Annotated in this window: 13 protein-coding genes; 12 read left to right on the top strand and 1 reads right to left on the bottom strand. The window is 53.5% G+C overall.

Translation table 11 applies throughout. The features are described from left to right. The 12 genes from rpsP to ung all read left to right on the top strand — a co-directional run bounded on the left by rpsP (position 1) and on the right by ung (position 12,170). The gene (gene rpsP, locus KO508_RS17835; protein WP_200361794.1) at positions 1–240 is read left to right on the top strand and encodes a 30S ribosomal protein S16; all 240 of its coding nucleotides are present in this window, start codon (positions 1–3) and stop codon (positions 238–240) included. Positions 241–267: 27 nt separating this feature from the next. Then, the gene (gene rimM, locus KO508_RS17830) at positions 268–795 is read left to right on the top strand and encodes a ribosome maturation factor RimM (protein ID WP_216009609.1); all 528 of its coding nucleotides are present in this window, start codon (positions 268–270) and stop codon (positions 793–795) included. A 3-nt stretch (positions 796–798) separates the two neighbouring features. Beyond that, on the top strand, positions 799–1,557 hold the full coding sequence (trmD, locus tag KO508_RS17825; RefSeq protein ID WP_200361792.1) for a tRNA (guanosine(37)-N1)-methyltransferase TrmD: 759 nt from the start codon (positions 799–801) through the stop codon (positions 1,555–1,557). 25 nt (positions 1,558–1,582) lie between these two features. Next, complete coding sequence (gene rplS, locus KO508_RS17820; RefSeq protein ID WP_200361791.1) at positions 1,583–1,939, top strand: 50S ribosomal protein L19; 357 nt, start codon at positions 1,583–1,585, stop codon at positions 1,937–1,939. Between the two features lie 113 nt (positions 1,940–2,052). Further along, complete coding sequence (gene xerD / locus KO508_RS17815; protein ID WP_216009608.1) at positions 2,053–2,955, top strand: site-specific tyrosine recombinase XerD; 903 nt, start codon at positions 2,053–2,055, stop codon at positions 2,953–2,955. A 135-nt stretch (positions 2,956–3,090) separates the two neighbouring features. Further along, positions 3,091–3,822, top strand: a complete 732-nt coding sequence (locus tag KO508_RS17810; RefSeq protein ID WP_216009607.1) for a DsbC family protein — start codon at positions 3,091–3,093, stop codon at positions 3,820–3,822. A 150-nt stretch (positions 3,823–3,972) separates the two neighbouring features. Further along, positions 3,973–5,274: a homoserine dehydrogenase gene (locus KO508_RS17805; RefSeq protein ID WP_216009606.1), complete on the top strand. Its 1,302-nt coding sequence runs from the start codon at positions 3,973–3,975 to the stop codon at positions 5,272–5,274. 26 nt (positions 5,275–5,300) lie between these two features. Beyond that, a complete protein-coding gene (gene thrC / locus KO508_RS17800; protein WP_216009605.1) occupies positions 5,301–6,701 on the top strand; it encodes a threonine synthase in 1,401 nt (466 codons plus the stop codon). A gap of 6 nt (positions 6,702–6,707) precedes the next feature. After that, complete coding sequence (gene recJ, locus KO508_RS17795) at positions 6,708–8,441, top strand: single-stranded-DNA-specific exonuclease RecJ (RefSeq protein ID WP_216009604.1); 1,734 nt, start codon at positions 6,708–6,710, stop codon at positions 8,439–8,441. Positions 8,442–8,743: 302 nt separating this feature from the next. Beyond that, positions 8,744–9,839, top strand: a protein-coding gene (prfB, locus tag KO508_RS17790) for a peptide chain release factor 2 (protein ID WP_216009603.1) whose coding sequence is annotated in 2 segments (ribosomal slippage) — positions 8,744–8,815 and positions 8,817–9,839 — 1,095 coding nt in all. Because the reading frame shifts where the segments join, the coding sequence is not laid out codon by codon here. A 52-nt stretch (positions 9,840–9,891) separates the two neighbouring features. Beyond that, complete coding sequence (lysS, locus tag KO508_RS17785; RefSeq protein ID WP_216009602.1) at positions 9,892–11,439, top strand: lysine--tRNA ligase; 1,548 nt, start codon at positions 9,892–9,894, stop codon at positions 11,437–11,439. 5 nt (positions 11,440–11,444) lie between these two features. Continuing rightward, complete coding sequence (gene ung / locus KO508_RS17780; RefSeq protein WP_216009601.1) at positions 11,445–12,170, top strand: uracil-DNA glycosylase; 726 nt, start codon at positions 11,445–11,447, stop codon at positions 12,168–12,170. A 166-nt stretch (positions 12,171–12,336) separates the two neighbouring features. Here ung and KO508_RS17775 read toward each other — a convergent pair whose 3' ends face one another. Continuing rightward, positions 12,337–13,170 carry an HDOD domain-containing protein gene (locus KO508_RS17775; RefSeq protein ID WP_216009600.1) on the bottom strand — a complete coding sequence of 278 codons (834 nt, stop codon included), beginning with the start codon at positions 13,168–13,170 and terminating at the stop codon, positions 12,337–12,339. Positions 13,171–13,215 lie beyond the last annotated feature (45 nt).

Raw genomic sequence — 13,215 nt, 5'->3', positions numbered from 1 at the left:
ATGGTAACAATCCGTTTGGCTCGTGGCGGTTCCAAGAAGCGCCCGTTCTATCACCTAACAGTAACTGACAGCCGTAATTCACGTGACGGTGCTTTCATTGAGCGCGTTGGTTTTTTCAACCCTATCGCCCGCGGTCAGGAAGAGCGTCTGCGTGTTGATCGCGACCGAGTGAATTACTGGGTAGGTCAAGGTGCACAGACCAGCGATCGCGTTGCGCAGCTGCTAAAGACTGCTGAGTAAGCTTTTACTGACAGCCGAGGTTGTAGCATGACGCAGAATTCGCAGGAAACTGTGATCGGTCGGATTACCTCGGTGTTTGGGGTTAAAGGATGGCTCAAGGTTTATTCCTTTACCGACCCCATAGATGGAATACTTGGTTATACCAACTGGGTTCTTGATCTGGACGGTAAGCGTATTCCTGCAAAGCTTGAGGAGGGTCGCCGACAAGGTAAGGCGATCGTTGTCAGGCTTAAAGGTATTGGCGATCGTGAGTTGGCGCGCACCTATTGTGGCGCTGAAATCAAGGTTCCGACTGCTGAGTTGCCAGAGCTCCCTGAAGGCGAGTTTTACTGGCGTCAGTTGCAGGGTCTTGATGTGTTTACGGTTGAGGGTGAGTGCCTCGGAAGAGTGGACCACCTAATAGAAACCGGTTCCAATGATGTACTGGTTGTGCACGCAACGGCTGACTCAATAGATCAGCGGGAGCGCCTGATTCCATATCTTCCTGATCAAGTGGTTCGGGAAATTGATCTGGAAGCGCGCAAGTTGGTTGCAGACTGGGATCCGGAGTTCTGACGGGTGTGGATTGGCGCAGTCAGCTTGTTCCCCGAGATGTTTCAGGCGGTAACGGATTACGGGATAACGAGTAGGGCAGTACGTGACGGTCTTTTGACCTTCAATAGCTGGAACCCTCGAGAGTTTACCGAAGATCGTCACCGCACCGTTGACGACCGTCCTTACGGGGGTGGCCCGGGTATGCTGATGAAAATTCAGCCGCTCAGAGATGCCATCCACGCAGCACGGAAAGCAGCGCCAGGAAAAGCCTGTGTGGTTTATCTGTCACCTCAGGGTGAAACGCTGAATCAGGCTGTAGTTGAGTCACTGGCTGCAGAAGAGCGTTTAATTCTGGTTGCAGGCCGTTATGAAGGTGTTGATGAGCGCCTGATAGCAACAGAAGTCGACCGGGAAATATCGTTGGGAGACTTTGTGCTTTCTGGTGGCGAGTTGGCAGCGATGACTGTTATTGATGCGGTTACACGCCTCATCCCCGGAGCGCTGGGTCATGCGCAGTCGGCAGAACAAGATTCATTTGCTGACGGTTTGCTGGATTGTCCGCACTACACCCGGCCCGAAGTATACGAAGGTCAGGCGGTGCCGGATATTTTGTTGGGCGGTCACCATGATCAGATCCGGCGTTGGCGGCTCAAGCAGTCGCTGAGGCGAACCCGGGAACGACGCCCCGACCTGCTTGAAAAGCGGGTGCTTACGGATGAAGAGCGTGAGTTGCTGGGTGAGATTTTAAACGAACCGTGTGCCTCTGAATCATCAGGGCATTAAAAGATTGGGTATCAGGAGCATTACGATGAGCGGCAAGAACAACATCATCAATCAAATTGAAACAGAGCAGATGACCAAGGAAATCCCCCCGTTTGCGCCGGGTGATACCGTGGTTATTCAGGTTCGTGTTACGGAAGGCAACCGTGAGCGTCTGCAGGCGTTCGAAGGTGTTGTAATCGGTAAGCGTAACCGTGGCATGAACTCGTCATTTACCGTACGGAAGATTTCCTACGGCGTAGGCGTTGAGCGTACTTTCCAGACCTTCTCTAAGCTGATCGACAGCATTTCAGTGAAGCGTCGTGGTGATGTGCGTCAAGCCAAACTTTACTACTTGCGCGAGCTGTCTGGTAAGGCGGCACGTATCAAGGAAAAGTTGGGCTGATCAGCTATTCGCTGAGCAACCTTGCAGTGAAAAAGGCAGCCTTAGGGCTGCCTTTTTCGATTCTGGCGAGCCAGAATGCAGTATTGTTAATGAGGTTGACAGAGAGCGAGTCTATGAGGCCCGAGGATGAAACAGTCGTTGTCCGGTTCGTCGATGCGGTTTGGCTTGAGGATGGTCTGGGCGAAAAGACCCGTCAGGCGTATCGCAGCGATCTGCAGCGCTTGTCGGTGTGGTTGGAGGGTCTCCCCGGTAAGCCCTTGCTGGCGCAGGTGCGACGAACAGATCTACTGGACTGGATGGCTAGCGGTCTTGCCCAAGGCCTTAAAACATCGACTGCAGCCCGTCGGCTCTCAGGTATTCGGCGCTTTTATCGGTTTCTTCTTCGCGAACGTTTGATAAATGAAGATCCCACACTGCGTATCGACAGCCCCCGCTTACCGCGCCGACTTCCGGACTCGCTGACTGAGCAGGAAGTGGACGCGCTGCTGGCTGAGCCGGACCCCGGATTGCCAATTGAGCAGCGCGACAAGGCTATGCTGGAAATCCTCTACGGGTGTGGTCTTCGGGTGTCTGAACTCACTGGGTTGCGTGTTGATCAGGTAAACCTTCGCCAAGGGGTTATACGTGTTACGGGTAAGGGGGATAAGGAGCGCTTGGTCCCTTTGGGAGAAGAGGCAGTGGACTGGCTTGTGCGATATATGAAAGAGGGGCGCCCGGAGCTCCTCAAGGGCCGTGCCTGTGATGCGCTGTTTCCCGGTAACCGGGCGGTAGCCATGACACGGCAAACCTTTTGGCACCGTATTCGTCAATATGCAGTGCGCACTGGTATTCGCAAGCATTTATCACCCCATACGCTCAGGCATGCTTTTGCAACCCATTTGCTAAACCATGGTGCTGACCTGCGTGTGGTTCAAATGTTGCTGGGGCACTCTGACCTCTCTACCACCCAAATATACACCCACGTTGCGCGCCAGCGCCTACAGTCGCTACATCAGACTCATCATCCCCGTGGTTGAGTATGTGATTTTTCTGTAAGGTGGCGTTTTGAACTTTTGTTCCGCTCAGGTGTCGCAGGGTTCTAGGTTTCATGGATGGCTTGGGTGTTCCCGCAGGTCCATTTAATATTCGACAGAATAGGTGTGTTTGCCAGAATGAATGTAAAACGGTTTTTTGTGACGGTTGTTGTGGCAGTTGGTGTTTTGGGTTCGCCCTACGGTATTGCAGGTGATGTTGAAGATGGCATCAGCGAGAGGCTCTCCGGTGCTGTGCCGGGGTTGAAAATTCTGTCGGTGCAAGAGTCCGAAGCTAAGGGGCTTTATGAAGTTCAAAGCGCTAACGGCGAAACCGTTTATACCACATCTGACGGGCAGTACCTGCTTACCGGCGATTTGCTCAAGGTTACTGACAAGGGGATCGCCAACGTAACAGAAGAGGCCAGAGCCGGTCAGCGCCAGAAGGCCATGGAAGGTTATGGCAAGGACGGGCTTATCACATTCAAGGCAAGTAATGAAAAAGCCGTGATCGATGTGTTTACCGATATTGACTGCCCCTATTGCCGCAAGCTCCATGATGAAGTGCAGCAACTCAATGAATACGGTATTACTGTGAACTACTATGCCTATCCGCGCTCCGGCCCGGGTCAACCATCGTTTGTGAAATACGAATCCGTTTGGTGTGCAGAGGACCAGAAAGCGGCGATGAGTGCAGCAAAGGCCGGTAAAGCAGTGCCTGCGGCGGAGTGCGAAAACCCTGTGTTGGAGCAGTTTCAGCTAGGTCAGCGGGTTGGTGTTACGGGCACGCCCGCAATTTTGCTGGAGGACGGCAACATTGTACGAGGCTATGTACCAGCCAAGAGTCTTGCCGAAGGGCTTGGCCTGCTTTAAAACGGTTACGAACTTCTGTGACTTGCTTTTGGTTCAGGGCTTATTCATCAAGCCCTGAATCGGTATACTATGCGGCCTTTCAGTGCCGCAATTGCACGTTGCTGCACTACTACAATACATCAGGACCCCTTCGGGATCAGAGGTGAGAGCTTGAAAGACGTCAATGTCGGAATCTGCGGACTGGGAACCGTTGGCGGCGGTACATTCAATGTATTGACTCGTAACGCCGCACTTATTGCGGGCCGTTCGGGCTGTAATATCCGGATTACCCGGGTAGCTAGCCGGCGCAACCGTGACGATTTAGATCTTGGCGATGTGGCCTTCAGCACCGAGATTTTCGATGTGGTTAACGACCCTGCGGTCGACGTTGTGGTAGAGCTGATCGGAGGTTATGAAACCGCACGTGAGCTTGTGCTAGCAGCTATCGTCAATGGTAAGCACGTCGTTACGGCCAACAAGGCGTTGATTGCCGTTCATGGTAACGAGATATTTACCGCTGCAGAAAGGGCTGGCGTTGTGGTTGCCTATGAAGCGGGTGTTGCAGGCGGTATTCCTGTAATGAAGGCCGTCCGTGAAGGCTTGGCAGGTAATCGTATTGATTGGATTGCTGGCATCATCAATGGCACCGGTAATTATATTCTGACCGAAATGCGCGCAGGCCGTGCGTTTGCTGAAGTACTTAAAGAGGCTCAGGATCTCGGTTACGCGGAAGCAGACCCGACTTTTGACGTTGAGGGCATTGATGCAGCCCATAAGCTAACCATTCTCGCTTCGGCAGGTTTTGGCGTTCCTCTGCAGTTTGAAAAAGCCTTTACTGAAGGGATTTCGTCAATCACACCCTACGACATTGCCCATGCGGAGCAACTTGGCTACCGCATAAAGCATCTGGGCATTGCGCGCCGACGGGATGACGGTATTGAGTTACGTGTGCATCCCACTCTGGTTCCCAAAAGCCACCTGATTGCTCAGGTTGATGGCGTTCTGAACGCGGTTCTTGTGGATGGTGATGCAGTTGGCCAAACTATGTATTACGGCCCCGGTGCGGGCGATGAAGCAACGGCTTCTGCAGTAATTGCAGATCTTGTAGATGTTGCGCGCATCCTGGCAAGTGGAAGCACATTGAGAGTGCCTTACCTTGGGTTTACCCCGGATGCGCTGGAAAATCTGGATGTACTGTCCATGGAAGATATCCAGTCTGCCTACTATCTGCGCATAACTGCTTTAGACCGTCCGGGTGTGCTGGCTAAGATCGCATCCATTCTGAGTGAGCACGGCATCAATATCGAGTCGATCATGCAGAAAGAGTCAGAGATGAAGGACGGCCGCATTCCCGTCATTATCCTCACTCACACTGTGCAGGAGCGGCAAATCAACCGCGCTATTGAAGAGCTGGAGTCCCTCTCTGATACAGACGGCCCGGTTGTACGTATTCGCGCCGAAAACTTTAACTGAGAAAACCATAATCAGCAGGTACTCACGTGAGATACATCAGTACGCGGGGAGAAGCACCCGCACTGGGCTTTGAAGACGTTTTGCTCACAGGGTTAGCCCCCGATGGCGGCCTTTATGTGCCGGAATCACTCCCGCACTTCAGTTTGGAAGAGATTCGCAGTTGGCGCGGGCTTCCATACACAGAGCTTGCGTTCAATATTATGTACCCGTTTGTGGAAGAGGCTATTCCAGAGGCTGATTTCCGGCAAATGCTTGATGACACCTACAGTGTGTTTGCCCATAAAGCGGTTGCTCCGTTGGTGCAGCTTGATGCTAACGAATGGGTGATGGAACTATTCCGCGGGCCAACATTGGCATTCAAGGATTTTGCCCTTCAGTTGCTAGGCCGCTTGCTGGATCATGTGCTTGAAAAGCGCCAGGAACACGCAGTAATTATGGGAGCGACGTCCGGGGATACCGGGTCTGCGGCTATTGAGGGCTGTCGCCGCTGCGAACACGTGGATATCTTTATCCTGCACCCTTACGAGCGTGTATCAGAAGTACAGCGTCGCCAGATGACCACGGTACAGGGTGACAACATCCACAATATTGCCATTAAAGGCAATTTTGATGACTGCCAGCGCATGGTTAAAGAGAGTTTTGGCGACCAGTCGTTTCTGGGTGGTAAAGCCAAGCTGGCAGCAGTGAACTCCATTAACTGGGCCCGGATCATGGCTCAGATTGTTTACTACTTCCATGCTTCTCTAGCTCTCGGTGGCCCGGATCGCAGCATGGCGTTCTCTGTGCCTACGGGTAATTTCGGAGATATCTTTGCTGGCTATCTGGCGAAGAAGATGGGGCTTCCGATATCGCAGCTGGTTATCGCCACCAACAAAAACGATATTCTTCATCGCTTTATGAGTGGCAACAAATACGAGCAGCATCAACTTGAGCACACGCTCTCGCCGAGTATGGACATTATGGTGTCCAGCAATTTTGAGCGTTTGTTGTTCGACCTTCACGGGCGTGATGGGCTTGCGGTTAAAGAACTGCTCGAAAACGCGGCTAAAGGCCCTGTTAGTATTGAAGATTACCGCTGGAAGAAAGCCCGTAAGCTGTTTGACAGCGCTTCCGTTGATGACCAAGCTACGTGTGACACCATCCGTGAAGTCTATCAACAGAACGAATACTTGCTAGATCCCCACACCGCCATTGGTGTGCATGCCGCTCGGGCTTGTCGCCGGGATGACCAAATTCCGATGATTACCCTTGGTACCGCACATCCGGCCAAGTTCCCTGACGCCATCGTTGAATCCGGACTGACGGTTAAACCGGCACTTCCGGCTCATATGGCGGATCTGTTCGAGCGGGAAGAGCGTTACACCGTGCTCGACAACGATAGAGCAGGGGTTCAGGCGTTTATCGCAAAGCACTGGAAGAATGCATAACCCTGTATGACACCCAAAAAGATCCTGCGTCGTCCCCGCCCGGAAGACTTTCCGGGTTGGGGGCAAGATCTGCCCCCTTTGCTCCGCCGCCTCTATGCCGCTCGTGGTGTTACCTCCGATAACCAATTGAGTTACACCCTCAAGCATCTGGCTTCGCCTTTTGAGTTGCGCGGCATCGACCGTGCGGTTGAACTTCTAGCAGGTGCTATTGCCCAGAACCAGCGTGTGCTTGTACTCGGTGATTTTGATGCTGACGGCGCAACCAGCACAGCAGTCGCCATGCTCGGGCTCTCCATGCTCGGATTGCAACGCATTGATTTTCGGGTGCCCAGCCGCTTCTCTGATGGCTATGGGCTGACCCCGGGGATTATTGAGCGACTGAAAGAAGAGGGTGAACTGCCGGATCTTTTGGTGACGGTGGATAACGGAATTTCAGCCGTCGAGGGTGTACACGCAGCGAAGGAACTGGGAATTAAGGTGGTGGTTACGGACCACCACCTTGCTGGCGAAATGCTCCCAGATGCCGACGCTATTGTAAATCCCAATCAACCCGGTTGTGCCTTCCTGAGTAAAAATGCTGCTGGCGTGGGTGTCATGTTCTACGTGCTCACTGCTCTGCGCAAAAAACTAAGGGAAGCTGGCCTCTTGCCACAGCCAGAGCCCAACTTGGGTAACCTGTTGGATCTGGTTGCGTTGGGCACTGTCGCTGACGTAGTTCCGCTGGATCACAACAACCGGATTTTTGTCGAGCAGGGTTTGCGCCGCATTCGCCAAGGCGAAGCCCGCCCGGGTATCCTTGCACTGCTTGAAGTGGCTGGCCGAGAGCATGGGAACATAAGCTCAACCGATCTTGGATTTGTGGTTGGCCCACGGCTCAACGCCGCTGGCCGGCTCGACGACATGAGTGTTGGCATAGCCTGCCTGCTGGCAGACAACCCGGACGAAGCCCGCAGACTTGCCCGTGAACTGGATACCTTTAACCGGGAAAGGCGCACCATCGAAAAAGACATGAAAACGCAGGCGCAGGATTTACTCGCCTCCATGTCTTTGGACTTGGAAGGGCTACCCTGGGGGCTGGCGTTGTTTGATCAGGATTGGCACCAAGGGGTAATCGGTATTCTTGCGGCCAGAATCCGCGAACAGACCCATAGACCCACCATCGCCTTTGCGCCGGATGAAAACGGTGTGGATATAAAAGGCTCAGCCCGATCCATTCCGGGACTTCATATCCGCGATGTGTTGGCAGTTGTGGATTCACGGTATCCAGGTGTGATGCATAAATACGGCGGCCACGCGATGGCGGCTGGAATGACCTTAGCCCGGAGTGACCTCGATACATTCTCCGATGCTTTCGATCAGGCTGTGCGTGATACTCTCACAGCCGCAGATCTTGAGGCGGCGATCACCACCGACGGCCCGCTAAGTTCGGATGAACTGTCGCTGGAAACGGCAGCGCTGCTCAAGCGTGCGGGTCCTTGGGGGCAGCATTTCCCGGAACCCTTGTTCGATGGCGATTTTCGGGTGGTCAGCCAGCGTATTGTGGCCGAAAACCACTTAAAGCTGGTTTTGCAGCCCGTGGACGGCAGCGGCATTATTGATGGCATAGCGTTCAACACCGGGCCGGAGGTTCCCGATTATACGCGCACTGGGGCTCGTGTGGTTTACAAGCCGGATGCCAATACGTTTCGGGGGCGGACTAATCTGCAGCTTTTGGTTGATTATCTGGAGCCGCTTTCCTAGCTGAGTTAGTTTTATTGCGGGCCTTGCTGTTTGGTGGGTGGTCACGGGGCGGGTCTGCACTTGGCACAGTCCACAGTATCGTAGGCTCGTTTCACATATCAGGCGCTGGTCAGGAACGGCTTTCCGGGAGTGTCGAAAACATGGATGTTTTCGTCAAGCTTACAAGGACGTATTCACAGCGTCTCCCGGAAAGCCGTTCCTGACCAGTGCTGGCACAAATGCAGCGGCTGATTTACCGCCAAAATTCCGGTAGAATCCCGCCACTGTTTTCGCATCATTTTCCAACATTGAGTAATGGTCTTATGGAAGTTAATCCCATTGTGACGAAGATTAAAGAGCTTCGTGAGCGCACTGAGGCGCTCAGGGGGTATCTTTGACTACGATCAGCGCAGTGAACGGCTGGTCGAAGTAGAACGAGAAATGGAAATGCCCACAGTGTGGGATGATCCCGAGCGCGCGCAGGCGTTGGGTAAAGAACGCTCTGACCTTGATCTGATTGTTCGCACCATCGACAACCTCACAACCGGACTATCCGATGCAGAAAGCCTGCTTGAAATGGCTGTAGAGGAAGACGACGCAGATACAGTAACCGACATTGAATCGGATCTTGAAACACTTGATGCGGAACTCGAAAAGCTCGAATTCCGCCGCATGTTTTCCGGCGAGATGGACCCCAACAACGCCTATCTTGAAATTCAGGCTGGGTCGGGCGGCACCGAGGCGCAGGATTGGGCGAATATGCTTCTGCGTATGTACCTGCGCTGGGCAGAGAGCCGAGGCTTTAAGACCGAGATTGTAGAACTGCAGGAAGGTGATGTGGCAGGCGTGAAAAGTGCCACTATTCATATTCAAGGAGAGTACGCGTTCGGCTGGTCGCGCACGGAAACCGGCGTTCACCGGCTGGTTCGCAAGTCGCCTTTCGACTCCGGCAACCGCCGCCATACATCCTTCTCGTCGGTGTTTGTATCACCGGAAGTGGATGACAGCTTCGAAATCGAAATCAACCCGGCAGATCTGAGGGTGGATGTTTATCGTGCCTCCGGTGCCGGTGGTCAGCACGTTAACCGGACAGAATCCGCAGTGCGTTTGACCCACAACCCCACAGGTATTGTTGTTGCCTGTCAGGCCGGTCGAAGTCAGCACCAGAACAAAGATCAGGCCATGAAGCAGCTTAAAGCCAAGCTCTATGAGCGAGAGATGCAAGAGCGTAACGCCGAGAAGCAGAAAGCTGAAGATGCAAAGTCTGATATTGGATGGGGCAGCCAGATTCGTTCCTACGTGCTGGATGATGGCCGCATCAAGGATTTGCGTACCAAGGTTGAAACCAGCAACACCCAAGCGGTGTTGGATGGTGAGATCGACAAGTTTATTGAAGCCAGCCTGAAAATGGCGCTGTAACCAGCACCATCGCCAAACCAACCCGAGCACCTTTGATTTTTAGTGAGCCAACATGACTGAACACACCAAGAATGCACCGCAAGAGGACAACAGGCTGATTGCTGAGCGCCGCGCCAAGCTGGCAGAGCTGCGCGAGAACGGTAACGCCTTCCCCAACGACTTCCGGCGTGATGCCACCGCCGCCGAACTGCAGGCGAAATACGGTGACAAGAGCAAGGAAGAGCTGGAGTCCATGGGCATAAAAGTCGCCGTGGCCGGTCGCATGATGCTTGATCGTAAAGCATTTAAAGTGATTCAGGATATGACTGGTCGCATGCAGATTTATGCAACCAAAGATGTGCAGAAAGACACCAAGCACTGGGATCTGGGTGACATTGTAGGTGTGCGTGGCATGCTGACAAAATCCGGCAAGGGCGACCTGTATGTGACCATGGATGAGTACGTGCTGCTCACCAAATCGTTGCGCCCGCTGCCGGAAAAGCACAAAGGCCTGACGGATACGGAATCGCGCTATCGCCACCGCTATGTTGACTTGATGGTTAACGAAGACAGCCGCCGGGTTTTCCTCGCGCGCTCTAAGATCATTACCGCCATGCGACAGTTTTTTGCAGACCGCGACTTCATGGAAGTAGAAACGCCCATGCTGCAAGTGATTCCTGGCGGAGCAACAGCACGGCCGTTTATGACCCATCACAACGCTCTGGGTATTGATATGTACCTGCGCATTGCGCCGGAACTCTACCTGAAGCGGTTGGTGGTAGGCGGCTTTGAGCGGGTGTTCGAGATTAACCGTAACTTCCGGAACGAAGGGCTTTCTACCCGCCACAACCCGGAATTCACCATGGTGGAGTTCTATCAGGCCTATGCCGATTACAACGACCTGATGGACCTTACCGAAGACATGTTGCGCACTATTGCGGAACAAGTACTGGGCACCACCACGGTTGTGAACACCCGTATTTTGGCCGATGGAGCGGAAGAGTCTATTGAATACGACTTCGGCAAGCCCTTCGAGCGCTTGACCGTGGTAGACGCCATTTTGCGCTACTGCCCTGATGTGACTGCAGATCAGCTTGCGAATGAAGCTTCTGCCTGTCAGGTTGCGAAGGATTTGGGTATTCACGTCAAAAACGGCTGGGGCTTGGGTAAGATTCACATCGAAATCTTCGAAGCGACAGCAGAGCATCGCCTGATGCAACCTACGTTCATAACCGAATACCCGAAAGAAGTATCGCCTCTTGCCCGTTGCAAAGACAGCAACCCGTTCGTGACGGAGCGCTTCGAGTTCTTCGTGGGTGGTCGTGAAATTGCTAACGGCTTTTCCGAGCTCAACGATGCCGAAGATCAGGCTGAACGTTTTCAGGCGCAGGTTGCCGAGAAAGATGCCGGTGACGACGAGGCCATGTTCTACGACGAAGATTACGTGATGGCGCTGGAATATGGATTGCCGCCCACCGCAGGTGAAGGTATAGGCATTGACCGTCTGGCCATGCTGTTGACCGATTCACCATCAATCCGCGACGTTATCCTGTTCCCCGCTATGCGCCCTGAGCATAAAGCTGAGAGCTCGAAAAGCGAGAGCGCTGAAGACAAGGAGTAACCAGCATGCACCCGGTTGATGAGGTACTGGCAAACCATCTCAGATCCGACCGGGGCTGGAAAGAACACCTCGCAGACGAATTCTGCCAGCCCTACATGCAGGCGCTGGCGGAATTTCTCGCTGCGGAAGAGAGCGCCGGAAAGGTTCTGTTCCCCGACAGTAAACACTGCTTTAATGCCCTCAACAGCACGCCTCTGGATCAGGTTCGTGTTGTCATCCTCGGGCAAGACCCCTACCACGGCCCCGGTCAAGCTCATGGCTTGTGCTTCTCAGTACGGCCGAACGTTCCTACGCCGCCATCCCTCGTTAACATATTCAAAGAAATCCAAAGTGACCTGGGTATTTCGCCGCCTGATCACGGCTGCTTACAGTCTTGGGCAGAGCAGGGTGTTTTACTGCTCAACAGTGTGCTCACCGTTGTTCAGGGTCAGGCTGGCGCCCATCAGGGAAAAGGCTGGGAGACGTTCACCGACCGAGTGATAGAGACGGTAAACCGCGAACGTGATGGCGTTGTTTTTCTGCTTTGGGGCAGCTATGCCAAAAAGAAGGGGCAGCACATCGACCGTAACCGCCATCTGGTCCTCGAAGGACCACATCCGTCACCACTCAGCGCCTATCGTGGATTCTTTGGTTGCAAGCATTTCTCCCGAGCTAATGAATGGCTTGTAGAGCAGGGATGTAGGCCGATAAATTGGGATTTGCCTTCCAGAGCTGACCTAGGTTGTTCGTGAATGAAACTCCGGTGATGCGATAGCAGTTGCGCGGGGGGAGCCTCCCAAAACCGTGCGGAGCCATGGATGGCGGAGCCGAGCGTACACGGACGTATTCACAGCGTGTTTTGGGAGGCTCCCCCCGCGTAACTGCTCAGGCAGTAATTTGAAGGGGGAGGGGCAGTGGCTACTGAAGCAAAGCCATAGCCGCTTCCATCTGGGCGTTCAGGTCTTCTTCTTCGCTCATATCAATATTCGGGTCAAGGCCAAGACGATCAAATGCTGAAATGGTAGACCAGTCCATTTGCGCCCAAGAGTGCTCAGTGCCAGCAATCAGTTGCAGATTTGCCACCATAACCAAGTCAGTATAGTCGGCGGCTGGTACTTCCCTTTGGAAGTTCGAAAATTCTAGAGGAACATTCTGCAAATCCTTGGGGAAATCCCACTTCTTAAGAATGGCGACACCAATTTTCGGGTGCAACTCCTCAATGATGTTATCCAGCACAATGCTGCTGATCTGCAAGTCTTCGTCTTCCACGTAGCGCAAAATGGGCAGAACACCGATGAGGTGAACCAAACCTGCCAAAGTCGCTTGATCCGGCTTCAGCTTAGTATAATGTTGGGCCAACACGTGGCATACGCCCGCAACCTCGGTACTGGTTTGCCAGGTTGCGCGCAGGCGCTTGTCGATCATTTCGGAGGTTGCTTGAAACATCTGCTGCATGGCCAAACCCATGGCCAAGTTGCTGGTGTAGGCCATGCCCAACCGGCTTACCGCCATATTCAGGTTCTCTATGGCACGGTTGCCCCGAAACAAAGGGCTGTTGCACACGCGGATAATACGAGCAGAAAGCGCCGTATCGTTGCTAATCACCTTAACTAGGTCGCCAATGGCAGAGTCTTCAGACTCTGCTATCTCGCGCACTTGAAGCGCGGCTTCTGGCAGGGTGGGGAGTAGCAGCTTGTCGTTTTCGATCGCGGCTGTAAGATCCGCTTTGATGGTTTCAGCAATATTCGACATGGTTCTGTTAGGATCCGCTTGTCAGTTCGAAAGGCCCATTATGTT

It is taken from the genome of Marinobacter salexigens (assembly GCF_018860765.1).
GTDB lineage: Bacteria > Pseudomonadota > Gammaproteobacteria > Pseudomonadales > Oleiphilaceae > Marinobacter > Marinobacter salexigens_A.
This window is presented reverse-complemented; position numbering and strand designations above follow the sequence as displayed.